Genomic DNA, 26,568 nt, shown 5'->3' with positions numbered 1-26,568 from the left:
AATCGTACCTCCTGCGTCGCATTGCACCGCGAGGTGCAGTTGCGTATAGGCCAAACAAACGTGAACAGATTCTGCAGGGAGCCATCCGATGTCCAACGCGCAACTGGAAACCGCTATCGAAGCCGCCTGGGAGGCGCGCGACACCATTACGCCCGCCACCACCGGCGAACAACGCGAGGCGATCGAGGATACGCTGGCCGCGTTGGACAGCGGTTCGCTGCGGGTTGCTGAAAAGCTGGATAACGGTGATTGGCATGTGAACCAGTGGGCCAAGAAGGCAGTTCTGCTGGGCTTTCGCATCAAGGATATGGAAATCCAGACCGGCGGTCCACAGGATGGCGGCTGGTGGGACAAAGTGGACAGCAAGTTCGCCGGCTGGGGTGAAAACCAGTGGCGCGCAGCCGGTTTCCGCGCGGTGCCGAACTGTGTTGTTCGCAAATCGGCCTATGTCGCACCCGGTGTGGTTCTGATGCCGTCCTTCGTGAATTTGGGCGCCTATGTCGACGAAGGCACTATGGTGGACACATGGGCCACCGTTGGTTCCTGCGCGCAGATTGGTAAAAACGTACACCTGTCAGGCGGTGTTGGCATCGGCGGCGTTCTGGAACCGATGCAGGCCGGCCCGACCATCATCGAAGACAATTGCTTTATCGGCGCACGCTCGGAAGTGGTCGAAGGCTGCATCGTGCGCGAAGGCTCGGTTTTGGGCATGGGTGTCTTTATTGGCAAATCCACCAAGATCGTGGATCGCGAAACCGGCGAAGTCACTTACGGCGAAGTGCCGCCATATTCGGTGGTTGTCGCGGGTTCGATGCCGTCCAAGAACAACGTCAACCTGTATTGCGCCGTGATCGTAAAGCGCGTGGACGAGAAAACTCGTTCGAAAACCGGGATTAACGAACTGCTGCGCGACTAAATCAAGTGCGGATTTGAAACGGGGCTGTAGCGTATCTCGCTGCAGCCCTTTTTTTGTTTATCCTTTGACTGGATAGCGGTCGGGTTCCTCAAACACGTCGATCACGCGGCTTCCGGCTTTGATTTTCCCGCCGTGTTCAACACCAGACGGGATCGAGTAACTGTCGCCGGGGCGATAGGTCTTAGTTTCTCCGCCTATTGTCAGTTCAACCTCGCCCTCGACCACCGTGCCCCATTGCGCCTTGTGTGAATGCGGTGGCAGTTCGAAATCCTTGAGGAAGGTGAAGAACGCGACCAAACCCGCATCTGACCGGATGACGGCGGTTTGCACCACGTCCTCGGGGAATGGGACGTCGAGGCTAGGGAAGTCTGTGATGAAATCTGGGTAGGCCATGAAAAATCCTTTGCAGTTTGAAATGGGTTTTCGCGGGTACTATGGACGTGCTGGGGGCTTCCCGCAATTCCCGGCTGCTTGACCACGGACAGGCGCGCGGCTATGGCCCCCTGCATGGAAAAGCAAAAGAAACCGTCCCGTCAGCAAGTTTATACATTGCTCGTTCAGATTGGCCGCAAAGAAGGCGACGGTCTGCCCGAAGGTGCGACCGGAGCAGCGCTGATGTGTTTTGCTAGCGGCGTGGATGAGGCTGAAGCGGTGCGTGAAACCGTGGCGATCCTGAAACAGGCCGACACTGCGCCACTGGACGTCACCGGTTATGGAACTCTGGCCGAGCGTGAGGCGCAGGGGCACGACATCGACCCGGACGAACGCGACCTGATGCAGCGGGCCTTGGACGAAAACGCCGTTATCGTGGCGCAAATGACGCCGTTTTTCGGGGATGAAGAACCGGCTTAGTTTCGCACCCCGAACCATTTGCGGTAAATTTCATCATAGGTGCCGTCTTCGCGCAGCGCGAGCAGAGCCTGGTTCACGTCCTCGACCAATGGCGAGCCGGTTGGGAACGCAATCCCGTAGTTCTCGCGTAGGAAAACGCCACCTGTCATCGATGCGATCCGACGGCCTTCATGCGCCGCATAATAGGACAGGATCGGCGCGTCAAAGACAACGGCGTCCAACTCCTTATCCTGGAATGCGGTCAGCACATCATCCAGGTTTTCATAACCGGAAAACTCAATCTCGCGCCGGTTCAGGAAGTTTGCGGCAGTTGAGTTCGAGATTGTGCCCACCTGTTTGCCATAAAGATCGTTGACCGAGTTCACGTTGCCGCTGATGGCATCCACTGTCATGACCGACGTGATGCGCGCTGTGAAGACCGAAACGATGAACAGTGAGGACACCACCAGTACCACGCCCAGCAACCGTCCAAACGGTGTGCGCGGCATGCGTTCCTCGAAACCGCCATTGACCACAAGATTCAGCGCCCACCAAAAGGACGGGAACCATGCCTCATTCAGCTTGCGGTCGAAATAGGGCTGAGCCCGACGCTCAAATCCCCACATCAGCATCCCGCCGCCAAGCAGGATCGCAAAGGCCAGTCCGATGGCGATGAACAATTCAACGGACAGCAAAGCGTGCAGCAGCGATGGTCTGCGCGCTGCATCCGATGGCACCATGATCTGCAGACCGGCCTCGAATATGGGCTGGCTGAAATCCATCTGCGTTTCACGCGCAGCCGTGATCGAGATATTGGCCACAGCCAGGTCCGCGGTTCCTTCCTGCACAGCACCCAGCATATCGCTGAAGGCCTCGACCCTGGTGACCGAGTAGTCCCAATTCAGTGCCTCGGACAAGGCGTGCAGCAGGTCCATTGAAAAACCGGTTTGGGCTCCGTCCTCGACATAGGAAAACGGGGGGCGGGTCACGGTCGTGACCGAAAGCGTCTGCGCCTGGCTTTGCTGTGCAAGAACGGCGAAAGTCAGGCAGATCCAAACGAGAAGCGCACGTATCATCGTCAATTCACCTGTTTCGCGGCCCTCTAACGCAGATTTGAAAGGCACGGCAAGGTGGCCGCAAGGTAAACCGCCATGTTTTATTGGGGTGTCATTTCAAGACTCGCGAAAAAAAGCGCCCGGAATCCGGTGGCGAGGGGTTGGCAATTGGTCCAATTCGTTGAATCTGTGCACGATCCCGCGATTGAACCAACCAAAAGGGCCCAGAAATGACAGATCCGGTGAAGTTGACGGCGGACCTGATCCGTTGCCCATCAGTCACACCTGAGGAAGGTGGCGCGCTTGTGTTGTTGGAGAAGCTTCTGTCCGACGCAGGCTTCGACTGCACCCGCGTGGACCGGGGCGATGTCAGCAATTTGTACGCGCGCTGGGGGCCGATAGCCCATCCGCGCAGCTTTGGGTTCAACGGGCATACAGACGTTGTCCCGGTGGGAGACGAAGCGGCCTGGACGATGCCCCCGTTCGGTGCAGAAATCCGCGAAGGTGTGATGTATGGGCGCGGGGCCACAGACATGAAATCCGGCGTGGCGGCCTTTGCGGCGGCCGCTGTGGATTTCGTGCGCGACTCCCCCCCGAACGGGGCGATTATTCTTGCGATCACGGGCGATGAAGAGGCGGACGCAGTGGATGGCACTACGGCACTGCTTGATTACATGTCCAAGGCCGGAGAACGCATGTCTGCCTGTTTGGTGGGTGAGCCGACATGCCCAAACACAATGGGCGAGATGATGAAAATCGGGCGGCGTGGTTCGATGACCGCCTGGTTCACGGCGACCGGTGAGCAGGGGCATTCGGCCTATCCGCACCGGGCCAAAAACCCTCTGCCCGCCATGGCGCGTTTGATGCATCAACTGGCCAGCCACGAACTGGATCAGGGATCGGACCATTTCGATGCCTCAACCCTGGCCGTTGTGAGTATTGACACAGGCAACGCAGCAACCAACGTGATCCCGGCGCAATGTACCGGAGCGGTGAACATCCGCTTTAACGATCTGCACTCGGGCGCCAGCCTTAGTGAGTGGTTGCAGGCCGAAGCCAAAGCCGTGGCTGAATCCTACGATGTCGCGGTCAACGTCCGGATCAAGATCTCAGGCGAGAGCTTTCTGACTCCACCCGGCCCCCTGTCTGATCTGGTCGCGAAAGCGGTCGAGACCGAAACCGGTGTACGCCCCGAGATGTCGACAACAGGTGGCACCTCGGATGCGCGGTTTGTCAAAGACCATTGCCCAGTGGTTGAGTTCGGCCTTGTCGGCAGAACGATGCATCAGGTCGATGAATGCGTCGAGGTGGCGCAGATCGAACAGCTCAAGGCGATCTACGCGCGCATCCTTCGGGACTATTTCGCCTGAACCATGCAACGCACATTAGTCATCATGGTGAAAGAACCTCGCCCGGGTCGGGTCAAGACGCGGCTGGGGCGAGACATCGGCATGGTTGGTGCCGCATGGTGGTTTCGCCATCAGACACGCGCGCTGATCCGGCGTTTGCGGGACCCACGCTGGCAGATAGTGCTTGCCGTCGCCCCGGATCGGGAAGGTCTGACCAGCCGCATCTGGCCCGTTGATCTGCCCCGCGCGGCGCAAGGGCGAGGCGATCTGGGCGACCGCATGGGGCGCATGTTGCGCGGCATGCCGCAGGGACCGGTTTGTCTGATCGGCGCGGACATTCCCGGGATCACATCCCAGCATATCGCACGAGCCTTCAAGGAATTGGGACAGTCGGAATTTGTATTTGGCCCTGCGCCGGACGGTGGCTATTGGTTGGTAGGGGCTCAGCGGTACAAGGCGTTGCCGAAAAGCCTGTTCCGTAATGTACGCTGGTCTACTGAAACTGCGCTGGCTGACACTCTGGCCTCAGTTCCGGGGTGCCGCGTAGGATTGCTGGACCATCTGCGCGACGTTGATACGGTGGCTGACTTGACGCCCTGAACTTTTTGGTCATGACGCGGTCGCATACCCGTGATAGGCCGGAGGTATGACTCGCATACCTACCAAGCAGGAGGTCCTCGATTGGATCTCGGCGAACCCCACCCTGACCTCGAAACGCGATATCGCCAAAGCCTTTGGTATCAAGGGCGCGGATCGGATTGACCTGAAGCGTATCCTCAAAGAGCTAGAGGCCGAAGGGCATCTGGAAAAGCGCAAGCGCAGCTATCGCGACCCGGACCGCCTGCCACCGGTCAGCGTGCTGCAGGTGAAGGCTCCGAATGCGGATGGCGACCTGTTCGCACGGCCCTTGGAATGGCATGGCGAAGGGGTCGAGCCGATCATTCTGCTCATCACCCGTGCCAGCGATCCTGCGCTGGGCGAGGGCGACCGCATTCTGGCCCGCCTCACGGTTGTGCATGAAGAAGACCACAATTACGAAGCACGCCTGATCCGACGTGTCGGGACGAACCCGCGCAAGATCGTGGGCATCTTTCGCAAAGGGGCCGAAGGCGGTCGGATCGTGCCAATCGACAAAGCCGGTCAGACCGAATGGCTGGTTGCTGATGGGGCCGTATTAGGTGCCAAGGATGGAGAATTGGTCGAGGCTGAACAGGCTGGGCCAAAGAACCGAATGGGCCTGCCGCGCGCGCGCATTGTGGAACGGCTGGGTGATCCATCGGCGCCCAAGGCTGTGTCACTGATTGCAATTCATCAGCACGGTATTCCGGATGATTTCCCCGACAAGGTGATTGCCGAAGCCGATAAGGCCAAACCGGTTGGTCTAAAAGGCCGCGAAGACCTGCGGGATATGCCTTTGCTGACCATCGATCCGTCAGATGCGCGGGATCATGACGATGCCTGTTATGCCCATGCCGACGATGACCCGAAGAACCTTGGCGGGCATGTGATCTGGGTCGCCATCGCCGACGTTGCCACCTATGTGCAGCCCGGTACGGCGCTGGATCGTGAGGCGCGCAAGCGCGGCAACTCCAGCTACTTCCCGGATCGGGTGGTGCCAATGCTGCCGGATCGCCTCTCTGGAGACCTGTGTTCGCTGCACGAAGGCGTTCCGCGCGCCTGTATCGCGGTTCGGATGCAGATCGATGCGGATGGAAACAAGATTGCTCATCGCTTTGTACGTGGTCTGATGCGCTCGGCCGCCTCGCTGCACTATGCCGAAGTTCAAGACGCTATCGACGGCAATCCAAACGACCGCACAGGGCCTTTGTTAGACCCTGTGTTGAAGCCACTCTATTCCGCCTATTCCGCGCTTAAAAATGCGCGGGAGGAACGGCAACCGCTGGAACTGGACCTGCCCGAACGCAAGATCGTTCTCAGCGACACGGGCGAGGTTCAAAGTGTGGCCTTCCGTGACCGGCTAGATGCGCACAAGCTGATCGAGGAGTTTATGATCCTCGCCAATGTCGCCGCTGCCGAGACCCTGATTGCCAAACGCCGCCCGTTGCTGTTCCGCGTGCACGAAGAACCCGCGCCAGAGAAGCTGGAAAGCCTGCGAGAGACTGCTCAGGCTGCTGGGTTGAATTTGGCTAAGGGGCAGGTGCTGCAGACCCGACACCTGAATGCGCTGTTGAACGCGGCCGCCGGGACAGAGGATGCAGAGCTGATCAACCTTTCAACCCTACGCTCGATGGCACAGGCTTATTACAATCCCGAGAATTTCGGCCATTTCGGGTTAGCGTTGCGCAACTATGCGCATTTCACTTCTCCCATTCGTCGTTACGCGGACCTGATCGTGCACCGGGCGCTGATCACAGCGCATGGCTGGGGAGATGACGGGCTGACCGAGGATGAGATCGCGCGACTTGATGAAACGGCGACGCATATTTCGGACACCGAGCGTCGCTCGATGATGGCCGAGCGGGACACGACGGATCGATACTTTGCCGCTTATCTGAGCGAGCGTGTGGGCAATGAATTCAGTGGTCGCATCAGCGGCATCGCGCGGTTCGGTGCATTTGTGAAGATGGACGAAACCGGCGCGGATGGGCTTGTTCCGGTGCGCTCACTCGGGCGCGAGTTTTTCCATTTCGACCGCGAAGCCGGCACGCTGATGGGATCAGACACCGGTTTGATCATCGCCATCGGCCAGCGGGTCACCGTGCGCCTGACCGAGGCCACGCCCGTTACCGGCGGGCTCGAGCTGGAGCTGCTGTCCATCGATGACCAGGCCCTGCCGCGCGGAGGCGGACCCGCCAAGCGGGGGGGCGCACGGCGCAAGGCGGTCAGTACCAAGCGCAAGAAGGACAAGATCAAGCGCAAGGTCGAACGCAAACGTCGTCAAAGGTGATAGGTCAGCGCCCGTGCGATAAGCCAGCCATGCCGGGTTTCATCAATCTGATCCGGGTTATCAAACAAGATGGCCCGGTTGCCATCGATCCGATCTTCGCCCGGAAAGGCAGTGGTGAAATCACCCATTAGTCGGCTCTGACAATGCACGAACAGTGCAAAGGATGCCGCTTTGTGCCCGCCCAGCCGGATGGTAGACCCTTTGGGCGCCAGGTAGGCGGGTTGACCCCACCGCAGTGCTTCATTCAATGGCTGGGCTTTAGGCAAAGTCCTGGCCGTTGAAAACACCAGCTCGCGCAAGACGAGGACACCCGAACGGGTGTTTTCGGGAAACGCTTCAAAGGCGGTCTGTACCGCAGGGTCGTCAAAAGGTGTCATGGCAGCGGTATTGCCTGCTCCATTCGGTCCACGTAGTCGTTGAGCAGCCTATCCTGTTTGATCCGCTGGGTCAGCGGGGTTTCCACCGGTGTTGCGCGCATTGCGGCCAACATGGGCCCAACGCTCATATCTGCTGATGTTGGCCGGTCGCCCAGAAGGTACGGCGATTGCCACAAATAAGCGGAAATCGCTTCAAGGTCCCGCTCCAATCGATCCTGACGCTCAGTGGGAGAGAAGCGGCCGACACCCTGAAACACCAATCCCTGGACGACCTTTTTCCGGATTGAGTTCGACACCGGCGTTCGGATCAACGCAGGAATAACCGAAAAGAAGGTCTTGCGCAGAATTGGCCAGACGTCGTCATTGGCCCATCTGTCCTGGACGACCTGAAAATAGATGTGTTCCTCTGCCATGCGGATCAGCGTTCGTGCCTGCGCCTTTTGTATGTCGCTTAGCCCAGTGTCGAAGTTCGCGCCCTGCGCCTCAAGCCAATCGCGAATTAAATCGCTGTCCGGGACAAGACGCTCTGGCGTGCGCAGAACCGGCAGTTTCTGATGGGGCATCTTGCGGGGGTCCAACATATCAGACCGCTGCCAACGCTGGCCCGCGTGTTCCAGCATATACGCGGCCTTGACGCAGAAGGGGCTAGCGCTGAACAGGCCAAAGGCCGAAGGGTAAATCAGAAGGGTCAACATCGGATGCTCCAAATTTGGGATGCCCGAGGAATAGCTTTGCCTGATGACAGTTTCTGTCATCAGGTTTAGATTAACCTGCACTATGTCCCGAACCGCCCGCCTGTTCCAATTGATGCAAGCCCTGCGCTCTGGTCCTTCGCCGAAGACGTCCCAACACCTGGCGCAGGATCTGGGCGTCTCGCCGCGCACCGTCCATCGCGATATTGAATCGTTGCGTGGGCTTGGGGCGGTGATCGACGGTGAGGCCGGTTTTGGCTTTACTCTGATCGAAGACGCAACACTGCCACCGCTTGGATTCAGAGATGATGAGCTTGAAGCGCTGGTGTTAGGGTTGCGAGAGGTTCAGGCCATTGGCGACCCCGGTTTAGCGGATGCGGCGGGCAATGCGTTACGAAAACTTCAGGGACGCCTACCCCAGCGCCAGTCGCACCGCCTGACCCATGCCGTGTTGACAGCGACGCGGTTTGATCGACCAGCCAAGCCCACCATCGCGGTGGCTGACCTGCGGCAGGCCACATGGGACGAACGCACGATCGAGTTTGCCTACACCGATGCCAAGGGCGATGACACGCGCCGCAAGGTAAACCCGCTGAGTATCGTCTATATGGACCGCGCCAGCGTTTTGATTTCCTGGTGCCATCTGAGACAGGATTTTCGCGTCTTTCGGCTGGACCGGATACGCGAAATGTCCGTGACAGGCGAAAGCTTTAGACCAAACCGCATCCCTTTACTGCGTGAGGCACTTGCCGGAATTCGTGCGGAACACAAAGCAAAAGATCGCGAGGGGTCAAGCTGAACGCTTTGGAAAACGCGAATTTTGAGGTATTCTGAAGTCGAGCAGTAACCAGGAAAATTCGGAATGCGTAAATGCATAGGTGGCGTTATGACCGCCGCATTATGGGCATCCATTGTGCAGGCGGAATCTATCAATACTCTGGGCGGATCACAGGCCATACAGCTGGCGTCAGCTGGCGTGGCGATATCGATCCGGCCAGCTTTACGACCCTCAGCTAAGGAGTACCGGGTGTCGACGGAAGGAAACGCGCGGTTTCAGGCGTGGCTTGGAGCATTTCGTGAACGGGCGGTAGAGCAGGGCATTTCCACCGCTACACTGGACAGGTCGCTGGCGGGTTTAACCTACGATAAGGACGTGATCAGGCGCGACCGCAACCAGGCAGAGTTTTCGAAACCCATTTGGGAGTATTTGGATTCTGCAGTCTCAGACACGCGCATCAGAAACGGCCGCGCTGGGTTGGATCGTCATCGCGAAGCACTGACCCGCATCGAAGCCAAGTATGGCGTCGAAAAAGAGGTCGTGACAGCGATCTGGGGACTTGAGACGTCGTTTGGAACGTTTCGGGGCAACGACCACACCATCCGATCTCTGGCAACTTTGGCGTATGACGCACGGCGGGCCCAGTTTTTCGAAACCCAGTTAATCGCTGCCTTGCAGATCATTCAGGCGGGCGACGTCAGCCCGCGCAACATGAAGGGCAGCTGGGCCGGGGCGATGGGGCATACGCAGTTCATGCCAACCTCGTTTCTGGACCATGCGGTTGATTTCGACGGGGACGGGCGGCGCGATATCTGGTCGGACGATCCAACCGATGCGCTGGCCTCGGCCGCCGCCTATCTGGCGCGGCATGGGTGGACAAAGGGGCGGCCGTGGGGCGTTGAGGTGACCCTGCCCAAAGGGTTCGACTACTCCACCGCAAGGCGGGATCACACATTGATGCCCTCACAATGGGCCGCACGTGGCGTGGTGGCGGCGAGTGGCACCCAAATTTCGGATCACGGGCAAGCGGCAATCTTGTTACCCGCCGGAGGGCAGGGCGTCGCGCTGATGATCTTCGACAATTTCAAGGTGATTGAGAAATACAACGGTGCCGACGCCTATGTGATTGGGATAGGACACCTGTCTGACCGTCTGGCCGGACGAGGGTCGTTCCAAACCGAATGGCCGCGTGGTGACCGGGTGTTGAGTTTCACCGAGAAAAAGGAATTGCAATCCCGCCTGACCGAGGCTGGCTTTGATACCCAAGGCGTCGACGGGCGCACAGGGCCAAACACAGTCAAAGCTGTTCGGGCGTATCAATTGGCGCAGGGGTTGTTGCCAGACGGATACGCCAGTCTGAACCTTTTAGAAGCGTTGCGGTGACAATGAAGGGGCGTTGATCTATTGCCTGGGTATGCGCTGCGGATACTTTCTCAGGTATTGGCTGTGCAACCTCCCGACTACCGGCACTCACTACGATAGACGGGAGGTGGACCCAGCAGAAGAGCGGGTCGCGACGCCGGTAGAGGTAATACAAATAACCGACTCGCATTCGCATACTTGAATCTGAGACACATCAAATCAAGATATTTATCGCGCGATAAATTTTTAGTTGCCGCGCGATACAAGATTACTTCTTTTTGTCGATCGGTTTGTTTGAATCTAGCTGTGTTCAGCAATTGAGCTGGATCGATTGACGTGCAATTGCGATTTAGAAAGTGAGAAGGGGCGCATTTTAGTGCGCCCCTTAAATCCGGAAAGTGGAAATCTGGACTATGACGCTGCTTTCATCAGCCCCTGCGCGACGATCTCGGCCTGCGCCTCGTCCAATGACTTGTGAATCCGCACGAACATCTCGTCGATCTCCGCAGGGGTCAGGACCAGCGGGGGAGAGATGATCATCCGGTCGCCCACATGACGCATGATCAGGTTGTTGGCAAAGCAACGGTCGCGGCAGATGTATCCAACCGTGCCGGGCTCGGAGGCGAATTTGGCGCGGCTGGCCTTATCCGGCGTCAAGGCGATCGAGGCCATCATGCCGACGATCTTGGCCTCACCGACGAGTGGATGATCGGCCAGGGCCTCCCATTTCTCTTTCAGATAGGGGGCGGCCACGTCGCGGACGTGGTCGACGATGCCTTCTTCTTCGAGGATGCGCAGGTTCTCCAATGCGACTGCCGCAGCGACCGGGTGGCCGGAATAGGTATAGCCGTGATTGAACTCGGTGCCGCCGATCACCTCGGCAATCTCGTCATTCACGATGGATCCGCCAATGGGCGCGTAACCCGAGCTGAGGCCCTTAGCGATCGTCATGATATGCGGTTTGATACCAACGGTTTCGGACCCGAACCAGTTGCCTGTGCGCCCAAAGCCGCAGATCACCTCATCGGCGATCAACAGGATATCGTATTTGTCGCAAATGCGCTGGATCTCGGGCCAGTAGGTATCGGGGGCAACGATCACCCCGCCCGCACCCTGCACGGGTTCGGCAATAAAGGCCGCGACGCGGTCTTCGCCCAGTTCCAGAATGGCTTCTTCCAGCTCACGCGCGCGGGCCAGGCCAAACTCTTCCGGCGCCATGTCGCCGCCTTCTGCCCACCAGTTCGGTTGGTTGATGTGGTGGATGTTCGGGATCGGGATGCCGCCCTGCGCATGCATGCCAGCCATACCGCCCAGTGAGGCCGAACCAACGGAGGACCCGTGATAGGCATTGTGGCGGCTGATGATGATGTTTTTGTTCGGCTGACCCTTCTCAGCCCAATAGGTGCGCACCAGGCGAATGTTGGTGTCATTTGCCTCGGACCCGCCCGCCGCGAAGAACACGTGATTCAGATCCCCCGGCGCCAGTTCTGCGATCTTGGCTGCCAAAGCGATGGCTGGAATATGGGTCGTTTTGAAGAACGTGTTGTAATAGGGCAGTTCACGCATCTGACGGGCAGCAACCTCGGCCAGTTCATCGCGACCGTAACCGATATTGACGCACCAAAGACCGGCCATGGCGTCCAGAATCTCTTCGCCTTCGCTATCGGTCAGGTACACGCCTTTGGCACGAGTGATGACGCGCGCACCTTCCTCGCCCAATGATCCGTTGGCCGAAAACGGGTGCATATGATGCGCCGCATCCAGCGCCTGCAATTCGGCGGTCGGCATGTGATTGGTGATGGTCGACATCAGAGAATCTCCTGCAAAAGGCGGTTACCCGTCACAATATGATCAAATTTTTTCGTGTCAATCGAATCGACCTGAATCAGGCAGAGATCAAAGCGTCCGACATCAATTCCATACCCTGCTCAATGTCCTGAGCGGTTGCTTTCGCGACCTTTTCCGCATCTTTCGCCCGCAAGCTTGCGATGATGTCCTTGTGCCGATCCGGCAGGCTATGTGTTCCGAACCGTCCGCAGACAACGCGTAGTGAGGGGCCGAACCGCAGCCAAAGCCGCTCGGCCAGATCGTTGAGAATCGGGGCATCCGCATGCGCATAGAGCGTTTCATGAAACTGGTGGTTCAAGCGCAAATAACCACTGACGTCGCCGTCTGTGATTGTCTGATCCAATCGCTGATCAAGCCTCTCGAGCTGATCGATATCAGCAGGTTTTAGATTCGCGGTTGCCCGTCTGGAAAGCTCTGATTCTATTGATATTCTGGCAAAAATCATCTGCTCGACATCGGTGCCCGACAACAAAGGCACGCTGACGCGCCGATTGCCCTGAAACACCAGTGCGCCATCCGAAATCAGCCGCCGGATCGCCTCGCGGACGGGGGTCATTCCAACCCCGAGCGATTCGGTCAAACCCTGTATCGTGACGGGTTGTCCCGGGACCAGATCACCGTACATGATCTGCGATTTCAGGGTTTGGTACACCTGTTCATGCGCCGGTCTTTTTCCCTCATCCACCTTCGAGCTGGATGCTTTATTTTTGATCAAATCCAAGTGGTTTACCCTGTTTCGCGTGGTGTCGACTTGCCAGACGCCTGACCTCGTGAAACCATACGATGGATCGGGGGAAAACGCAAAACTTGATCAAATCAAAAAAAACGGGAGAATACCCGTACACTTGCAGGGAGAGAAATATGTCAATCAAAACGCTGACGATGACAGCGATTGTCGCGCTGGGGACTTCGGCGGCTTTTGCCGAAGAGGTGCGCGTCTACAACTGGTCCGACTATATCGACGAGGATCTACTGAAAAAATTCGAAGAAGAGACAGGGCTGACCCTGATCTACGACGTGTTTGACAGCAACGAGGTTCTGGAAACCAAGATGCTGGCCGGAGGATCAGGCTATGACGTGGTTGTGCCGTCGGGCACGTTTCTACAGCGTCAGATTCAAGCTGGCGCCTTTCAGGAACTGGACGAAGCAAAGCTTTCGAATTCAGGAAACCTTTGGGACGTGATTCAGGAACGTACCGCAGGCTATGACCCGAACAACGCCTATTCGATCAACTACATGTGGGGGACGACCGGCCTCGGCGTTAACGTTGGTAAGGTTAAGGAAGTGCTGGGCGATGACGTTGCTCTGAACAGCATGGACTTGGTTCTGAAGCCGGAGAATATGGAAAAGCTGGCCTCGTGCGGCGTCCATTTCCTGGACGCTCCGGCCGAGATTATTCCTATGGTGCTGCAGTATATCGGTGAAGATCCGGACAGCCATGACACCGATGTGATCGGTAAAGCCGAAGAAGTCCTGGCTGGCGTTCGCCCGCATATCCAGAAATTCCACAGCTCGGAATACATCAACGCGCTGGCAAATGGCGATATCTGCGTAGCTGTCGGTTGGTCAGGTGACATCCTGCAAGCGCGGGATCGCGCGGCCGAGGCCGAAAATGGCGTGGAAATTGAATACCACCCATTCGCTGAAGGTTCGCTGATGTGGTTCGACCAGATGGCCATCCCGGCGGATGCTCCGAACCCGGAAGGCGCACACCAGTTCTTGAACTTCATTCTGGACGCCAACAACATGGCTGCCGCATCGAACTATGTGTACTATGCCAATGGCAACAAGGCTTCTCAGGAGTTCCTTGAGGAAGACGTGATTGGTGATCAGGCAATCTATCCGAGTGATGCCACGATGCAGAATCTCTACATCACGACGCCTTATCCCGTCAAAACGCAGCGGAGCGTGACCCGCCTGTGGACCAAAATCAAATCGGGCACCTGAACCGAAGTATCTGAGCAAGGCGGTCCGACCGCCTTGCCCTTTCAATCAGACCGTCGAACGGGGGCCGCCTTGAACACAAACGTCTTTGCGCCGTGGGAAGATCCACAGGCGAAACCATTGATCCAATTCCAGAATGTGACCAAACGTTTTGGCGGATTCACGGCGATCGACAACCTGTCACTGGACATATTTGAACAGGAATTCTTTGCTTTGCTCGGTCCATCCGGCTGCGGCAAGACGACCATGATGAGGATGCTGGCAGGGTTTGAAAAGCCTACCGAAGGGCACATCATGCTGGGCGGGCAGGACATCGACCCGATCCCGCCAAACAAGCGGGCTGTGAACATGATGTTCCAGTCTTATGCGCTGTTTCCTCATCTTAGCATCTGGGAGAACATCGCCTTCGGTCTGCGCCGGGACAACATGCCCAAGCGGGATCTTGAAGACCGCGTGGAAGAGATGTTGCGCCTGACCCGGCTTGAGCAATTCGCCCGCCGTAAACCGCACCAGATTTCGGGTGGCCAACGGCAGAGGGTCGCGCTGGCACGGTCACTGGCAAAAGCGCCAAAACTGCTGTTGCTAGACGAACCCTTGGGTGCGCTGGACAAAAAACTGCGGCAGGACACTCAGTTCGAGCTGATGGATATTCAGGAAAAGACCGGCACCACCTTTGTGATCGTGACCCACGATCAGGAAGAGGCGATGACTGTTGCCAGCCGCGTCGCCGTGATGGATCAGGGCAAGTTGATGCAGGTATCTACGCCGGACAGGATCTATGAAAACCCCAACTCAGTCTATGTCGCTGACTTTATCGGGGATGTGAATATCATCGAAGGCCGGGCGACTGCGAACGGCGATGAAGCCTACCAAATCGACTGGGCCGAGGGGCAATCGCCGCTGACCGCAACCTCGTCGACAGAATTCTCGAACGGGCAAAGCTGCCATCTTGCGATCCGCCCCGAAAAGGTGACGATCTCGGCCGACCGCCCGGCGGATGCCATCAATGCGGTACAGGGTAAGGTGCTTGACATTGCCTATCTGGGCAACTTGTCCACGTACTACGTGGAACTGCCGAATGGCACGATCATCAAGGCGCAATCGGCCAACACGCGCCGAATCTCGCGCCGATCCTTTACATGGGAAGACCCGGTCTGGCTGTCGTGGACGGCAACGGCTGCGGTTTTGTTGGCAAACTGATGCGCCGCGCCCTTCTGATCGCTGTTCCTTACGTCTGGCTGCTGGCCCTGTTTCTGATACCGTTTTTCATCGTTCTGAAGATTTCGCTGTCGGATGTCGAACTGGCGATCCCGCCATATACGCCGACACTGGATCTGTCGCAGGGTTGGTCTGGGATAACCGACTTTTTCAGCCAGTTGGATTTCGAAAACTTCGTCTGGCTGACCGAAGATGACCTTTACTGGAAAGCCTACCTGTCCAGCGTCAAGATCGCTCTGATCTCGACGGTTCTGACGTTGCTGGTGGGTTATCCGATTGCCTATGGAATGGCTCGTGCGCCAGCCGAATGGCGCCCGACGCTGATGATGCTGGTGATCCTGCCGTTCTGGACTTCGTTCCTGATCCGCGTTTACGCGTGGATGGGAATTCTCAGCAATGAAGGCTATCTGAACCAGATTCTGTTGTGGCTGGGTATCATTTCGACCCCGCTGACCATTTTGAACACCAACACTGCCGTCTACATCGGTATCGTCTACACCTATTTGCCCTTCATGATCCTGCCGATTTATTCGTCGTTGGAGCGCATGGATGAATCCCTGATCGAAGCAGCCGAAGATCTGGGCTGTTCCCGTCTGAAGGCGTTCTGGCTGGTGACTATACCGCTGTCGCGCCCCGGCATCATTGCCGGCTGTTTTCTGGTGATGATCCCGGTGATCGGTGAATTCGTGATCCCGTCGCTGTTGGGCGGGTCCAGCACGCTAATGATCGGCAAGGTGCTGTGGGAAGAGTTCTTCTCAAACCGCGATTGGCCGGTGGCCAGTGCCGTTGCCGTTGTGTTGTTGCTTATCCTCGTGATCCCGATTGTGCTGTTCCAGCGCAACCAGCAGAAACAGACGGAGGCCGAGCAATGAACAGGCTGAGTTGGTTCAACGCGGTGTCTCTGACACTGGGCTTTGCGTTCCTCTATATCCCGATGGTCATCCTGATCATCTTCAGCTTTAACGAAAGCAAGCTGGTCACAGTATGGGCAGGGTTCTCGACCAAATGGTACGGTGAGCTTGCCCAGAATGAGGCATTTCTGAACGCGGCCTGGGTGACAATACGGGTTGCGGTGTTCTCATCCACATTGGCCACGGTTCTTGGCACCGCTGCCGCATATGTTCTGGTCCGAGGCGGGCGGTTTTTTGGCAGGACACTGTTTTCCGGAATGATTTACGCGCCTCTGGTAATGCCCGAAGTGATCACCGGCCTGTCGTTGCTGCTGCTGTTTATCGGCATTGGGCTGGACAGGGGCATTCTGACCATCGTTCTGGCCCACACAACCTTTTCGATGTGCTTTGTGTCGGTCGTCGTGTCCTCGCGTCTTGTGACCTTTGACAAATCGCTGGAAGAGGCCGCTTTGGATCTGGGATGTTCGCCAGCGCAGGCGTTCCGTCTTGTGACACTGCCGATCATTGCGCCCGCGGTGATTTCAGGCTGGCTGCTGGCTTTTACCCTATCGCTGGACGATCTGGTTATCGCGTCCTTTACCTCGGGCCCGTCGGCGACAACGCTGCCGATCAAGATATTCTCGGCGGTGCGTCTGGGCGTCAGCCCCGAGATCAACGCGCTGTCTACCATCATGATTGCAGTCGTCACGGTTGGCGTTATCACCGCCTCGCTGGTGACGAAACGCGCAATGGTTCGGCAAAAGCAGGATGAACTTGCCGCTGCGCGCACCGAATGAAGCGTCTTTTTCCGGACTACACCTATGGGCCTGGACCCCGTCAGAACTGCTGGTGGGATCAGACAATTTCGGCACCTGATTGGCCGACCCATAAAGGTGATCTGAACGTTGACGTCGCAATCGTCGGCGGCGGTTTCACGGGGCTTTCGGCAGCCCTGCATCTGGCCGTGGCAGGTGTGAAAGTTGCGGTTCTTGAGGCCGCAACCCCGGGGTGGGGTGCCTCGGGCCGGAATGGCGGATTTTGCTGTCTCGGAGGGTCTAAGCTAAGCCATGGGTCTTTGGTCCGTGGGTTTGGCGCTGAGGCTGCGCAGTCCTACGAACAAGCGGAAGAAGATGCTGTTCAGCTTGTCGCAGATTTGCTGGAACAGCATCAGATCGACGCCGATACCCATTCGAAAGGGGAAACCCAACTGGCTCATTCGGCACGGGCGATGGAAAAGCTGCGTCGTAACGCTGAAGCATCAGGTGTCTTGCACGATTCTGATGACCTGCAGCGCCTGGGTCTGGGCGGTTCCTTTCATGGTGCATATACAAATCCGGTTGGTTTCGCTCTTAACCCTCGAAAGTATCTGTTTGGCTTGGCAAGTGCCGCCAAGGCGCGGGGCGTACAGATTTTCCAGAAATCGCCGGTTGAAACCATCAGGAAAACTCAGGCCGGGTTCGATATTGAATCCGGATCAGGTCACATCCGCGCCACGAATGTTCTGATTTGCACGAACGGATACTCCAGCGAGGATATGCCGCCGTGGTTTTCGGGACGCTACATGCCCACGCAATCCACGGTTCTGGTGACCCGGCCCCTGACAGACGCTGAGTTGCAAGCGCAGGGGTGGACCTCGGAGCAGATGTGTTATGACACCCGAAACCTGCTGCACTATTTCCGCCTGATGCCTGATCGGAGGTTCCTGTTCGGCATGCGCGGAGGGTTACAGTCGTCCCCTCGGGCCGAGGCCGCCATTCGCCGGACAATGCGTCGGGACTTTCAGGCCATGTTTCCAGAATGGAAAGATGTGGATGTGACCCATATGTGGTCCGGAATGGTGTGCCTGTCGCGCAAGCTGACGCCTTATGTCGGGCCGGTTCCCGATCAACCCGGAATGTTTGCCGCCTTTGCCTATCACGGGAACGGCGTTGCCATGGGGACGTATTGCGGAGGCGCTCTTGCCCGCGTGGTTTTGGATAAACAGACCGAGTTGCCCGCGCCGATTGCACAGCCACCGGGACGGTTTCCCCTTGGGTTCTGGCGGCGCGCCTTGATGCCGCCCGCCTATGCCGCGATGGCAATCGCGGATCGGTTATCGCTCTAAAGCGCGGCGATTTCCAGTTCGAGCGTTTGGGCATAATCCGCAGCTCCGTTTTCGATCCGCCACAAACAGTAGGCAGCCATGCGCCATGCATACCACGGGCGCATATCCCGGTATCGCGCGACAGTTTCATCGTGACCATATGCAGCCAGAAACCGCTCTTCCTCGGTCACGCTTAGGGATGCGCCCCGATAAAGCCGTTGCATGGCCGGGGACAGGAACATCGCAATGTCCTCACACGGATCGCCCCAAGCCGGGCACTGCCAGTCGATCAGGGTCATGCCAGTCGGCGCGACAAGGATGTTTCCGGCCACGGTATCGCCATGGATCAGGCATGTGTGTGCGGTCGCGGGCACATGGCCTTTGGGGCGCAGCTTTGCGAGCCGTGCGCGTGTATCAGAGGTGCAGACGCTGAGAATACGTTCGGCATGTTCAGCCAAATCCCAGCTGCCATTGCAGCCATCCGGCGCTTGGACCGAAACATCAAGCCTGTGCAGTTCACGCAGCAAACCGGCGACACCTTCAGGCCCTTCTTGCCACGGTGATCCCGGGGCATGATCGTAGAACACCCAATGACCTGTATCATGTGTTCCGGTCGCACGCAGGCGGGGAACAAATCCGGTAGGCTCAAGGGCGCGCAAGCATAGCGCTTCGAGTTCCGGGTCGTTGCGAAATAACGGATTGCGCGGTGTCGCGCGATACTGCTTCAGAACCTTGTCACCGCTGCCACCCAGTACTTTCCAGACCTGATTTGTTCGCCCGCCATACAACGTTTGAAACTCTGCGCCGGGCTGAACAAGGCCACGGGCGCGCAGATCGTCGATCAGATCAGAAGGGGGGTGGGTTGGGGCAGGCAGGAGTTTCACCAATGCAGTTAGCGAGTCGAATCTGCCAAGGTTTGAACTGTCCTGCCCGGCAGATCAAGTTCCGGCTCTGACCCCGGTTACCGTCGTGGCAGCGACAACCTGCCCGCTTTCGAGGGTCAGCATAACTTGATTGTCCGAAACCTGAGCTTCGACAACCTCGCCATAGGTCTCTGCCAGCTGTGTCGATAACAGCTCGTCGCCATCATAACTTTCCAGTGTGGCCGAGTAACTTCCCGCCACCAGAGGCTGCCCATCGCTTCCCTGACCAGTCCAAACTGTTTTGTTGTCGGTCGTGGAAACAGCCACACGATCGACAACGGCACCGTCGCTGTCGCGGATGACCATGACCGCCTTGTCAGCCTCGGGTGCAGGTGTGGCAAACAGCGTCACAGGCTCGCCCTCATATTGGAAAGCCGCGGGCGCTCGCACGTTCATCCCGATCCATTTGCCGAGTTTGTCCAGATTTGCGCCACCCAGCGCCTGTCCAAGTGTCGCCAACAAATCATTTGTCTGAACCTGTTGTTCGACCATCGAGAATTGCGCCAGTTGCGATGCATATTCTGAGGCATCCAATGGTTTCAAAGGATCCTGATTCTGGGCCTGTACGGTCAGCATTGTAAGGAATGTCTCAAAGTCTGATGCCAGACCTGTTTGCTTTGGCACGTCTTTGTATTGCGCTGTGGCTGACGGTTGGGCGTTGGGTTGGGTCGGGGTAATCAATTTCACAACCTCATGTCGATGCGGCCAACGGGGCCGGTTTTGGGAATGGGTGACGCGTTTGAAGAGGAATCGGTGAGTTGCGCGGTCTCAGCACGCGATCCTTCTTGCTGGCCGGCCTGGTTCTGCTCGGCGTCTTCGGATGTCCCAAGGTCAATTGACAGATCGCCCAAGCCAAAATTTTTGAACTCTTCTTCCAGCACCGCCAAATGACGCCGTATCATCTCGAGGGTTTCCGGGCGCTCGGCGGAAATTGTCAGATGCAATCCGTCATCGCGACCGTTCAACATGATGGACACTCGCCCCAGTTCTTCGGGGTTCAGCGCGATCTCAACTGAACCGGGTTTCGGCTGAGTATTGATGACGGCCGCCATTTGCCCGGCGACGGCGCGCGCTGTCTCGGACCGGGCAGTCTGTGCCATGACTTGCGCAGAAGATACCGAATCCCGACCCGCCGAAACGGGCGAATCTGCCCTGAGGGCGTGAACGTCTTCCACCTCGTAAAATGCTGGCGCGTCAGTCTGAGCGCGGGTTTTTTCCGGCGCGAACATCTGCAATTGAGCGATGCTTGGTGCGCGATCCGGGTTGGTCGTTTGTTGAGGTGCAAGATTGCTTTGCGGCGGACGTTGCGTTTCACGCTGGTGCCGCTCTGGATGAACGGTCAGGTCTGCGGTCTCTTTTGGGGATATACCCACAGGTTGCAACACAGAAGTCGCGAGGTCCGCCTGCCCCCGGCTTGCCATTGGTTGTAACGCGGGTCTCAAAGCCGAGCTGTGCCGAAAATCCGGGGTGACTTTGCGCGAATCTTTGATGCCTGCATCCGGTTTATCGACCGTGTTGGCCTGGCCGGTTTGCTCGGTTTCAGGCACTTTCGGACTGCGCGAGTCGGGTAACGCAGCTGACACGGGTGTTTCGGCAGGATCGCGTTTTGTGCTCACTTCAAGACGCGTGTCCAAAAGGGGTGTCAGCTCACTCTGGTTGCGATCAGCGGACACTTCTGAATCTTCAAGCAAGACAGCCTCGTCCGTTTCAACGTCGACGTCCTGTTCAGGTTCAGCGCCTTTAAGAGCGGCTGCTTCTTGCTTGTTCTCACCTTTGTGTTGATTGAGCACGGCCTCAAACGTCGCGCCGTTTTCATCCCCCTGCTCGGGATTGATCCCGTGGGGTTTTGTGGTTGCGGTCGGCGAGGATGACGTCACTGAAAGAGGGTTGGGCATTTTGCTCCGACTCCGGTTGTGTGACCGGAAACCTGCCTGCAGGAAGTTACGTTTATTTTAACTGCTTTCGCTTTTGATCGAAAAAGTTCGATGCAATTTTTGGAGAAAGCAGTGAAGGTTTCCCCGCCTCTCTCCCCATCTCAACCCCCTGCCTATTCCCAGAAATTGCGGGAGGCGGCCATAGAACTAGAGGCTGCGTTTCTGAGTGAGATGCTGAAATCGGCCGGGCTGGGCAAAGCGCGCCAATCCTTTGGCGGCGGTGCAGGCGAAGATCAGTTTGCCTCATTTCTTGTTCAGCATCAGGCCCGTGCGCTGGCCAGATCCGGTGGCGTTGGGCTGTCCGAAATCCTGTTCCAATCCATGATGGAGAAAACCGATGCCAAAGACGTCTGAAGCCGACCTTGTAAAATCACTCGAAGACGTTCTTGAGCTTGAGCGAAACGCGCTGGTGCAGGGCGATCTGGATCGTCTGCATAACACGGCTCCGGAAAAGGAAAAACTGATAGGTGCGATTAATGATCTTGACGTCTTTGATAGTGATGAACTGATCCGCCTGCAAAGAAAGGTCGAGCGGAACCAGGCGTTACTAAACAGCGCCGCCGAAGGGATTCGCGCGGTGGCCAACCGCATGGCCGAGTTACGGCGCGTGCGGCAAGAATTCACCACCTATGGTGCGGACGGGCAGCGCAGCGAATTTGCCGTCCGCCATCAAGCCAAGCTGGAAAAACGGGCATAGATAAGGGTTTGATTCAAATCCGAGGTTTCTGACCTTCGCGCTTTAGCACTCCGTTAGGGGATCGACGTCAAAGGTGTTCGGGCACCTGGACAAATCAGGTGGCGCGAACAGCCCGACGGCGGGTCGCACCGATCAGAAAGACGTCAAAGCCCGCACCAGTGGCGGGATGAGCATGGGCGCAAAGGGCCCGAACGGAAAAGGAAGAAAGCTAATGTCCAGCATTCTGACAAACAATGGCGCCATGGTTGCGCTGCAAACTCTCAAGTCGGTCAACAAGGATCTTGGGGCAACGCGGAACGCGATCTCGACGGGTAAGGACGTTGCGACTGCGAAAGACAACTCGGCCGTCTGGGCGATTTCCAAGGTCATGGAATCGGATGTCAAAGGCTTCAATGCGATCAAGGACAGCCTGGCCCTGGGTGAATCCACCGTGGCGGTTGCGCGTAACGCGTCCGAAACGGTCACCGATCTGCTGTCTCAGATGAAAAGCAAGATCGTTGCAGCACAGGAAGACAACGTAGATCGCGACAAAATCAACGACGATGTTACCGCGTTGAAGGACCAGATCAACTCGGTGGTGAACGCCGCGCAATTCAACGGTCTCAACCTGGTTAACGGTTCAGCCGGATCCGCTTCGATCCTCGCGTCCCTTGACCGGGACAATGCAGGCAACGTAACCGCGTCTTCCATCACTGTTGCGGGTCAGGACCTTTCGACCGGTGGGTACACGGCGGCTCAGGTCTTTGACGGATCGACCGGATCTTCCACCGGCAACGACCGTGTGGGTGCAACGATTGACAACGGCGCAACTTCGGCAACTGCGCTGGTTACGGATGAATCCAGTGGTGCGTTTGCGGCCGGTGACAAAGTTGTCGTGGCGATCGACGATCAGGTCGTGTCCTACACGGTTTCTGCAACGGATGCGGCTGCCGCGACCACGGGTGATATTGTTGCCATTGGCCTGAAGGCGAAGATTGAAGAGCTGGGTATCTCGGGTCTGACGGTCGACTATGACTCGGGTACGGCAGGCACCTTATCCGTTGCCAATGCGACCGGCACAGACATCTCGTTCTCGGCCCAGTACGTGAACGCGGGTTCGGGTGGTCTTGGCGCGTTGACCGGCATTGACGTTTCGACCGGTGCAGGGGCAACGGCCGCGTTGGCCACAATCGAAACGCTGATCGACACATCGATCGACGCATCGGCCGCTTTTGGTTCTTCGCAAGGTCGGATCGAGACGCAGAAAGAGTTCATTTCGAACCTGGCGGATTCGTTCAAATCCGGGATCGGCGCGTTGGTCGATGCGGATATGGAGGAGACCTCGGCACGCCTGCAGGCTCTTCAGGTTCAGCAGCAGCTGGCCACCCAGTCGCTGTCGATTGCCAATCAGGCACCGCAGTCGATTTTGTCTCTGTTCCGCTAAGTTCAGGACAATGGTCGGGGCGCGGCGACGCGCCCCGATACTAACCGCCAAATGGCGGATTACCGGAAGGATTTCACGTGACACCGCAAGCCCTTGCACAACGCGCATATGCACAGACCGCCGCGCCAACGCGTACCCCGCGAGACACTGAATACGAAGCGATTTCGAAAATCACACGCAGGCTCAAGGCCGCTGCGGCCGGTCAGCAGTCCGATTTTGGCGCATTTGTGCAGGCTCTGCATGAAAACCGGCGCCTGTGGACTGTATTGGCCAGTGGTGTCACCGACTCTGACAATGCTTTGCCCAATGATCTGCGTGCGCGGATATTCTATCTGGCCGAGTTTACCGAACAGCACAGCAGTCAGATACTAGGGAACAAAGCATCGGTTGAACCTTTGTTAGAGATCAACATGGCAGTCCTGCGCGGCCTTCGCCAAATGGGGGCGACCTGATGGCAGGATTGGTTTTGAAATTGGCACCGAAAGAGCGGGTTTTGATCAATGGCGTAGTCGTTGAAAATGGCGACCGGCGCAGCCGGTTTTCGATCATGACGCCCGAGGCAAACGTATTGCGCCTGCGGGATGCGATTCACCCGGATCAGGTAAATACGCCGGTTCGACGCGTCTGCTACGCCGCTCAGCTGGTGCTGTCTGGCGATATGGAACCTGATCAGGCCCGCCAACAATTGTTGCGCCGCGTCGAAGAGCTGAGCCAGGTCTTTACCGACGCCGATAGCCGCCGGGTTTTGTCCGAGGCAACCCAAGCACTGCTGGACCAGCAATTTTACAAATGCCTCAAGGCTCTGCGCGCGCTGCTGCCGCGCGAAGAGCGGCTGATGGCCTACCAGTAATGACGTTCCAGCCGGTCATACCTTCGGGCGGCATTGTCGGTTGGCGGTTTCTGCAGCGTACATATGACGCCCAGATCGACAGCTTTTCCTCATCCTCCGTCAACAAAAGGGACAGCGAGTACTTTCTGCAAAACATCAAAAAGGTCCAAACGGCAGAGGATCTGGTGTCCGACCGCCGGTTGTTGCAAGTCGCGCTGGGCACCTTTGGGTTGGAGTCTGACCTGGACAATCGCTATTTCATCCAGAAAATCCTGTCCGACGGAACAAAAGCCCAGGATGCGCTATCCAACCGTCTGTCCGACAAAAGGTATCGGCAATTTTCCGAGGCGTTTGGGCTGGGGCCGGGCGAGGTTCGCAAAACCGGGCTGATCATCAACATGGAGGACATTGCGCACGACAATGTCGTGTCGCGTTTTGAAATCGCGGTGGGCGAGTCAGATGAAACGATGCGTATCGCTTTGTATGCCCAGCATGCGCTGGGTGATCTGGCGCAAAAGGCGGGCAGCAAAGATACCAAATGGTTCGATTTGATGAGCCTGCCACCGCTGCGGCGCATGATGGAGACGGCACTTGGGTTGCCGTCCAGCTTTGGCCAGTTGAACATCGACAGACAGTTGGAAGTATTCAAACACAGGTTGTCAGGGCTGACTGGGTCCGACGACCTGACCCAGTTCAAGGATGAGGCCGCAGTCGGGCGGCTGACAGATCAATTCCTTGCCCGCAGTCAGATCGCCCAGCTTGAAAGCATCATTTCCCCGGCGCAGACCGCGCTGATCCTACTGGGCGGGTAAGGCATGGAAACCATTGGTCACGCACCCGAACCTTGATCAGAAACCCCAACACTCAGCGCTTTGAAAAATGCAAACCGATTGCGGAATTCAAGCGTTCAGAACGGCATCCGCGGAAGTTCTGAGAGCATATGACTCGACCGGTTGCGACACGTTATGCAGCTTGACGTCGCCAAGCGGCAAGGCATTCGCGCAAGCAGGCAGAATATCGGCAGACACGACGATCCTGTGGTTCTTGGTTTTTCCGTATTCACCCAGACGCGCAGCGATATTCGCGGCTTGTCCGATCACGGTAAAGTCCAGCCGTTCGCGCGAGCCGACATTGCCGTAGGTCACGCGCCCATAGGCAACGCCGATAGAGCAATCGCAATGCGCATCGGACCCTGATTGGCGCAGCTCTCCCAGTCTTTCGACGATATCGATGGCGCTGCGCTGGGCATTATCGCGGGCGGCTTTTGCATCCTCGCCTGCCGGAAACACGGCAAGGACAGCGTCGCCTATGAACTTTAGGACCTCGCCGCCATTTTCATGCACGATGCCAGAAACGGTTTCGAAAAAGTCGTTCAACAGATTGATATACGCCTCACGCCCAAGCTGTTCCTCAAGACTGGTCGAATTGCGGAGGTCGCAGAACATGATGGCAGCATCAATTTCATCGCCGTCACCGCGCCGGATTTCACCCCCAAGTACGCGCGCACCCGATCGTTTTCCGACATAGGTTTCCAGCAGGACCTGCGCGTTTTCGCGCTGCATGAAAACCTCATAGAACCGGGCGATGACCAGCGAACATTCGAACACCAGCCCAAGGTTTTCGGTTGTGAAACCGTCCGGGTGATCACAGGTCAGGGTCAGAACGTTGGTCCGCCCATCCGAGAACGGCAACGGCATGGCGACATAGTCGGTTGCCCCCTTTTCCCGCAGGTCTTCCATGATCGGAAAGCTGTTGTGGGGGTTTTCGGCGTTCAACCGCTGACGCACTCCGCCCAGCCCGTTCGACACATGGCGCAAAGGGCTGTTGATGTATGCCGGGTGGTCGTGGATTTCATAGGTCGGAACATTGGTCGAGATCTCAGCCTCGCCCTTTTCCCAAATATAGTGTTTGCCGGCGATCAAAGGGTGCAGGGACCATGTCAGAATGCTGAGGCGTTGAATGGCAATCCCGTGTTCCAGCATTTTCTCGGCCAGCGCTTTGGTGAACGCCTCAGGCGTGTTGTTTGCGGATGCCCCACGCATCAGCCAATCGATCAAAGGGCCACTGATATTGCCGTCTTGGGGTTCCCGCAGTTGGTTGTCGCCCAAATCGATCCGGGAATAAGCATTGGGTAAAAACCCGATATGCCCCTGAATGGCAGCGCTTTCGGGAAGAGCTTCTTCGTAGGCCCAAACGGAATTGGCGAGTCGTTCGTCGCCAAGAATGACGTCGTGATAGGTTGCGGTGCCCTTGAAGGGGCAAAAAGTCTGCAGCTCGGTTTCGTCGCTGAGATCCACCAGCACGTCTTCGCGCGGAATGTAGATCGTCGGCGGCAACCGTGTTTCGTACATGACTTTGGCGTTGCTGCTTTCGGCTAAAAGGGTCTGGTCCCGGTAAATCGCAATCTTACCATCTAACCGTTCGACCGAGATTCCATAGCCTTTTGGTCTTGCTGTGGCGTGGACGTTCATCCTCATCCTCCCTGGCGCGGGGTCCCTATAGGATGGGCCT

Annotated in this window: 29 protein-coding genes; 19 read left to right on the top strand and 10 right to left on the bottom strand. The window is 57.4% G+C overall.

Features of this window, described 5'->3' with window-relative positions:
* The first annotated feature begins 88 nt into the window (after positions 1–88).
* Positions 89–916, top strand: a complete 828-nt coding sequence (gene dapD / locus AC2FLJ_RS14650) for a 2,3,4,5-tetrahydropyridine-2,6-dicarboxylate N-succinyltransferase (RefSeq protein WP_496699468.1) — start codon at positions 89–91, stop codon at positions 914–916.
* A 57-nt stretch (positions 917–973) separates the two neighbouring features.
* Here dapD and AC2FLJ_RS14645 read toward each other — a convergent pair whose 3' ends face one another.
* Positions 974–1,309, bottom strand: coding sequence for a cupin domain-containing protein (locus tag AC2FLJ_RS14645; protein WP_109310629.1), 336 nt, complete (start codon positions 1,307–1,309; stop codon positions 974–976).
* A 114-nt stretch (positions 1,310–1,423) separates the two neighbouring features.
* Between AC2FLJ_RS14645 and AC2FLJ_RS14640 the strand changes: the two genes are divergently transcribed.
* Positions 1,424–1,768 carry a DUF8846 family protein gene (locus AC2FLJ_RS14640; RefSeq protein ID WP_058279829.1) on the top strand — a complete coding sequence of 115 codons (345 nt, stop codon included), beginning with the start codon at positions 1,424–1,426 and terminating at the stop codon, positions 1,766–1,768.
* On the opposite strand, the gene AC2FLJ_RS14635 is transcribed toward AC2FLJ_RS14640, so the two are convergent.
* Entirely contained in the window at positions 1,765–2,823 is a 1,059-nt protein-coding gene (locus AC2FLJ_RS14635) for a transporter substrate-binding domain-containing protein (RefSeq protein WP_496699465.1), read from the bottom strand. The two genes, AC2FLJ_RS14640 and AC2FLJ_RS14635, sit on opposite strands and share 4 nt — an antisense overlap.
* Before the next feature lie 209 nt (positions 2,824–3,032).
* Here AC2FLJ_RS14635 and dapE point away from each other — a divergent pair, with 209 nt between their 5' ends.
* The 3 genes from dapE to rnr are packed head-to-tail and all read left to right on the top strand — an operon-like array spanning position 3,033 to position 7,059.
* Positions 3,033–4,172 (top strand): succinyl-diaminopimelate desuccinylase, encoded by a 1,140-nt coding sequence (gene dapE, locus AC2FLJ_RS14630; protein WP_496699463.1) that lies wholly within the window; start codon positions 3,033–3,035, stop codon positions 4,170–4,172.
* A gap of 3 nt (positions 4,173–4,175) precedes the next feature.
* The gene (locus AC2FLJ_RS14625; protein WP_282152933.1) at positions 4,176–4,751 is read left to right on the top strand and encodes a TIGR04282 family arsenosugar biosynthesis glycosyltransferase; all 576 of its coding nucleotides are present in this window, start codon (positions 4,176–4,178) and stop codon (positions 4,749–4,751) included.
* 46 nt (positions 4,752–4,797) lie between these two features.
* Positions 4,798–7,059, top strand: coding sequence for a ribonuclease R (gene rnr / locus AC2FLJ_RS14620; RefSeq protein ID WP_496706446.1), 2,262 nt, complete (start codon positions 4,798–4,800; stop codon positions 7,057–7,059).
* On the opposite strand, the gene AC2FLJ_RS14615 is transcribed toward rnr, so the two are convergent.
* Together AC2FLJ_RS14615 and AC2FLJ_RS14610 are read right to left on the bottom strand one after the other, a co-directional pair.
* Positions 7,050–7,436, bottom strand: a complete 387-nt coding sequence (locus AC2FLJ_RS14615) for a DUF1801 domain-containing protein (protein ID WP_496706444.1) — start codon at positions 7,434–7,436, stop codon at positions 7,050–7,052. The genes rnr and AC2FLJ_RS14615 overlap by 10 nt on opposite strands.
* Positions 7,433–8,131, bottom strand: coding sequence for a glutathione S-transferase family protein (locus tag AC2FLJ_RS14610; protein ID WP_496706442.1), 699 nt, complete (start codon positions 8,129–8,131; stop codon positions 7,433–7,435). Before AC2FLJ_RS14610 ends, AC2FLJ_RS14615 begins: the two co-directional genes overlap by 4 nt.
* 82 nt (positions 8,132–8,213) lie before the next feature.
* Between AC2FLJ_RS14610 and AC2FLJ_RS14605 the strand changes: the two genes are divergently transcribed.
* The 3 genes from AC2FLJ_RS14605 (at position 8,214) to AC2FLJ_RS14595 (ending at position 10,289) form a co-directional block, all read left to right on the top strand.
* The gene (locus AC2FLJ_RS14605; RefSeq protein WP_496706440.1) at positions 8,214–8,927 is read left to right on the top strand and encodes a helix-turn-helix transcriptional regulator; all 714 of its coding nucleotides are present in this window, start codon (positions 8,214–8,216) and stop codon (positions 8,925–8,927) included.
* Positions 8,928–8,998: 71 nt separating this feature from the next.
* Complete coding sequence (locus AC2FLJ_RS14600) at positions 8,999–9,145, top strand: hypothetical protein (protein WP_233493530.1); 147 nt, start codon at positions 8,999–9,001, stop codon at positions 9,143–9,145.
* On the top strand, positions 9,105–10,289 hold the full coding sequence (locus AC2FLJ_RS14595) for a lytic murein transglycosylase (RefSeq protein WP_496706492.1): 1,185 nt from the start codon (positions 9,105–9,107) through the stop codon (positions 10,287–10,289). The genes AC2FLJ_RS14600 and AC2FLJ_RS14595 overlap by 41 nt, the downstream gene beginning before the upstream one ends.
* 390 nt (positions 10,290–10,679) lie before the next feature.
* Here the strand turns inward: AC2FLJ_RS14595 and AC2FLJ_RS14590 are convergent, their stop codons facing one another.
* Both AC2FLJ_RS14590 and AC2FLJ_RS14585 read right to left on the bottom strand, forming a co-directional pair.
* Positions 10,680–12,077, bottom strand: a complete 1,398-nt coding sequence (locus tag AC2FLJ_RS14590) for an aspartate aminotransferase family protein (protein WP_496706438.1) — start codon at positions 12,075–12,077, stop codon at positions 10,680–10,682.
* Positions 12,078–12,153: 76 nt separating this feature from the next.
* Positions 12,154–12,837, bottom strand: a complete 684-nt coding sequence (locus tag AC2FLJ_RS14585; protein ID WP_496699456.1) for a GntR family transcriptional regulator — start codon at positions 12,835–12,837, stop codon at positions 12,154–12,156.
* 140 nt (positions 12,838–12,977) lie between these two features.
* Between AC2FLJ_RS14585 and AC2FLJ_RS14580 the strand changes: the two genes are divergently transcribed.
* The 5 genes from AC2FLJ_RS14580 (at position 12,978) to AC2FLJ_RS14560 (ending at position 18,272) form a co-directional block, all read left to right on the top strand.
* Entirely contained in the window at positions 12,978–14,063 is a 1,086-nt protein-coding gene (locus AC2FLJ_RS14580; protein ID WP_113791802.1) for a polyamine ABC transporter substrate-binding protein, read from the top strand.
* Between the two features lie 69 nt (positions 14,064–14,132).
* Positions 14,133–15,260, top strand: a complete 1,128-nt coding sequence (locus AC2FLJ_RS14575; RefSeq protein ID WP_109310740.1) for an ABC transporter ATP-binding protein — start codon at positions 14,133–14,135, stop codon at positions 15,258–15,260.
* Positions 15,260–16,150, top strand: coding sequence for an ABC transporter permease subunit (locus AC2FLJ_RS14570; RefSeq protein ID WP_108861206.1), 891 nt, complete (start codon positions 15,260–15,262; stop codon positions 16,148–16,150). The genes AC2FLJ_RS14575 and AC2FLJ_RS14570 overlap by 1 nt, the downstream gene beginning before the upstream one ends.
* Positions 16,147–16,965, top strand: a complete 819-nt coding sequence (locus AC2FLJ_RS14565) for an ABC transporter permease (protein WP_058272596.1) — start codon at positions 16,147–16,149, stop codon at positions 16,963–16,965. Before AC2FLJ_RS14570 ends, AC2FLJ_RS14565 begins: the two co-directional genes overlap by 4 nt.
* Positions 16,962–18,272: an NAD(P)/FAD-dependent oxidoreductase gene (locus AC2FLJ_RS14560; protein WP_496706435.1), complete on the top strand. Its 1,311-nt coding sequence runs from the start codon at positions 16,962–16,964 to the stop codon at positions 18,270–18,272. The genes AC2FLJ_RS14565 and AC2FLJ_RS14560 overlap by 4 nt, the downstream gene beginning before the upstream one ends.
* On the opposite strand, the gene AC2FLJ_RS14555 is transcribed toward AC2FLJ_RS14560, so the two are convergent.
* Genes AC2FLJ_RS14555 through AC2FLJ_RS14545 form a run of 3 tightly spaced genes read right to left on the bottom strand, consistent with a single transcriptional unit; the run spans position 18,269 to position 21,069 of the window.
* Entirely contained in the window at positions 18,269–19,135 is an 867-nt protein-coding gene (locus tag AC2FLJ_RS14555; RefSeq protein WP_496699451.1) for a phosphotransferase, read from the bottom strand. The two genes, AC2FLJ_RS14560 and AC2FLJ_RS14555, sit on opposite strands and share 4 nt — an antisense overlap.
* Before the next feature lie 54 nt (positions 19,136–19,189).
* Entirely contained in the window at positions 19,190–19,861 is a 672-nt protein-coding gene (locus AC2FLJ_RS14550) for a flagellar hook capping FlgD N-terminal domain-containing protein (protein ID WP_496699449.1), read from the bottom strand.
* The gene (locus tag AC2FLJ_RS14545) at positions 19,858–21,069 is read right to left on the bottom strand and encodes a flagellar hook-length control protein FliK (protein ID WP_496699447.1); all 1,212 of its coding nucleotides are present in this window, start codon (positions 21,067–21,069) and stop codon (positions 19,858–19,860) included. The genes AC2FLJ_RS14550 and AC2FLJ_RS14545 overlap by 4 nt, the downstream gene beginning before the upstream one ends.
* A gap of 111 nt (positions 21,070–21,180) precedes the next feature.
* Here AC2FLJ_RS14545 and AC2FLJ_RS14540 point away from each other — a divergent pair, with 111 nt between their 5' ends.
* The 6 genes from AC2FLJ_RS14540 (at position 21,181) to AC2FLJ_RS14515 (ending at position 24,869) form a co-directional block, all read left to right on the top strand.
* A complete protein-coding gene (locus AC2FLJ_RS14540) occupies positions 21,181–21,462 on the top strand; it encodes a rod-binding protein (protein ID WP_282170519.1) in 282 nt (93 codons plus the stop codon).
* Entirely contained in the window at positions 21,446–21,805 is a 360-nt protein-coding gene (locus AC2FLJ_RS14535; protein ID WP_282120342.1) for a flagellar biosynthesis protein FlgN, read from the top strand. Before AC2FLJ_RS14540 ends, AC2FLJ_RS14535 begins: the two co-directional genes overlap by 17 nt.
* Positions 21,806–22,016: 211 nt before the next feature.
* The gene (locus AC2FLJ_RS14530) at positions 22,017–23,228 is read left to right on the top strand and encodes a flagellin N-terminal helical domain-containing protein (RefSeq protein ID WP_282120390.1); all 1,212 of its coding nucleotides are present in this window, start codon (positions 22,017–22,019) and stop codon (positions 23,226–23,228) included.
* 77 nt (positions 23,229–23,305) lie between these two features.
* On the top strand, positions 23,306–23,680 hold the full coding sequence (gene flaF, locus AC2FLJ_RS14525; RefSeq protein WP_496699444.1) for a flagellar biosynthesis regulator FlaF: 375 nt from the start codon (positions 23,306–23,308) through the stop codon (positions 23,678–23,680).
* A complete protein-coding gene (gene flbT, locus AC2FLJ_RS14520) occupies positions 23,680–24,078 on the top strand; it encodes a flagellar biosynthesis repressor FlbT (RefSeq protein WP_109310643.1) in 399 nt (132 codons plus the stop codon). Before flaF ends, flbT begins: the two co-directional genes overlap by 1 nt.
* Positions 24,078–24,869, top strand: a complete 792-nt coding sequence (locus AC2FLJ_RS14515; RefSeq protein ID WP_496706431.1) for a DUF1217 domain-containing protein — start codon at positions 24,078–24,080, stop codon at positions 24,867–24,869. The genes flbT and AC2FLJ_RS14515 overlap by 1 nt, the downstream gene beginning before the upstream one ends.
* Before the next feature lie 87 nt (positions 24,870–24,956).
* Here AC2FLJ_RS14515 and AC2FLJ_RS14510 read toward each other — a convergent pair whose 3' ends face one another.
* On the bottom strand, positions 24,957–26,528 hold the full coding sequence (locus AC2FLJ_RS14510; RefSeq protein ID WP_496699440.1) for a DUF427 domain-containing protein: 1,572 nt from the start codon (positions 26,526–26,528) through the stop codon (positions 24,957–24,959).
* Between the last annotated feature and the right edge of the window lie 40 nt (positions 26,529–26,568).

Source organism: Ruegeria sp. CDSA034, from assembly GCF_059612275.1.
This window is presented reverse-complemented; position numbering and strand designations above follow the sequence as displayed.

What these genes read in the sequence shown, in the direction of transcription:
- dapD (WP_496699468.1), top strand. Translation starts at nt 89, where the DNA reads ATGTCCAACGCGCAACTGGAAACCGCTATCGAAGCCGCCTGGGAGGCG.
- AC2FLJ_RS14530 (WP_282120390.1), top strand. Translation starts at nt 22,017, where the DNA reads ATGTCCAGCATTCTGACAAACAATGGCGCCATGGTTGCGCTGCAAACT.
- AC2FLJ_RS14600 (WP_233493530.1), top strand. Translation starts at nt 8,999, where the DNA reads ATGCATAGGTGGCGTTATGACCGCCGCATTATGGGCATCCATTGTGCA.
- AC2FLJ_RS14635 (WP_496699465.1), bottom strand. Translation starts at nt 2,823, where the DNA reads ATGATACGTGCGCTTCTCGTTTGGATCTGCCTGACTTTCGCCGTTCTT.
- AC2FLJ_RS14515 (WP_496706431.1), top strand. Translation starts at nt 24,078, where the DNA reads ATGACGTTCCAGCCGGTCATACCTTCGGGCGGCATTGTCGGTTGGCGG.
- AC2FLJ_RS14645 (WP_109310629.1), bottom strand. Translation starts at nt 1,309, where the DNA reads ATGGCCTACCCAGATTTCATCACAGACTTCCCTAGCCTCGACGTCCCA.
- AC2FLJ_RS14580 (WP_113791802.1), top strand. Translation starts at nt 12,978, where the DNA reads ATGTCAATCAAAACGCTGACGATGACAGCGATTGTCGCGCTGGGGACT.
- AC2FLJ_RS14545 (WP_496699447.1), bottom strand. Translation starts at nt 21,069, where the DNA reads ATGCCCAACCCTCTTTCAGTGACGTCATCCTCGCCGACCGCAACCACA.
- dapE (WP_496699463.1), top strand. Translation starts at nt 3,033, where the DNA reads ATGACAGATCCGGTGAAGTTGACGGCGGACCTGATCCGTTGCCCATCA.
- AC2FLJ_RS14625 (WP_282152933.1), top strand. Translation starts at nt 4,176, where the DNA reads ATGCAACGCACATTAGTCATCATGGTGAAAGAACCTCGCCCGGGTCGG.
- AC2FLJ_RS14570 (WP_108861206.1), top strand. Translation starts at nt 15,260, where the DNA reads ATGCGCCGCGCCCTTCTGATCGCTGTTCCTTACGTCTGGCTGCTGGCC.
- flbT (WP_109310643.1), top strand. Translation starts at nt 23,680, where the DNA reads ATGGCAGGATTGGTTTTGAAATTGGCACCGAAAGAGCGGGTTTTGATC.
- rnr (WP_496706446.1), top strand. Translation starts at nt 4,798, where the DNA reads ATGACTCGCATACCTACCAAGCAGGAGGTCCTCGATTGGATCTCGGCG.
- AC2FLJ_RS14640 (WP_058279829.1), top strand. Translation starts at nt 1,424, where the DNA reads ATGGAAAAGCAAAAGAAACCGTCCCGTCAGCAAGTTTATACATTGCTC.
- AC2FLJ_RS14535 (WP_282120342.1), top strand. Translation starts at nt 21,446, where the DNA reads ATGCCAAAGACGTCTGAAGCCGACCTTGTAAAATCACTCGAAGACGTT.
- AC2FLJ_RS14605 (WP_496706440.1), top strand. Translation starts at nt 8,214, where the DNA reads ATGTCCCGAACCGCCCGCCTGTTCCAATTGATGCAAGCCCTGCGCTCT.
- AC2FLJ_RS14560 (WP_496706435.1), top strand. Translation starts at nt 16,962, where the DNA reads ATGAAGCGTCTTTTTCCGGACTACACCTATGGGCCTGGACCCCGTCAG.
- AC2FLJ_RS14610 (WP_496706442.1), bottom strand. Translation starts at nt 8,131, where the DNA reads ATGTTGACCCTTCTGATTTACCCTTCGGCCTTTGGCCTGTTCAGCGCT.
- AC2FLJ_RS14615 (WP_496706444.1), bottom strand. Translation starts at nt 7,436, where the DNA reads ATGACACCTTTTGACGACCCTGCGGTACAGACCGCCTTTGAAGCGTTT.
- AC2FLJ_RS14510 (WP_496699440.1), bottom strand. Translation starts at nt 26,528, where the DNA reads ATGAACGTCCACGCCACAGCAAGACCAAAAGGCTATGGAATCTCGGTC.
- AC2FLJ_RS14590 (WP_496706438.1), bottom strand. Translation starts at nt 12,077, where the DNA reads ATGTCGACCATCACCAATCACATGCCGACCGCCGAATTGCAGGCGCTG.
- AC2FLJ_RS14565 (WP_058272596.1), top strand. Translation starts at nt 16,147, where the DNA reads ATGAACAGGCTGAGTTGGTTCAACGCGGTGTCTCTGACACTGGGCTTT.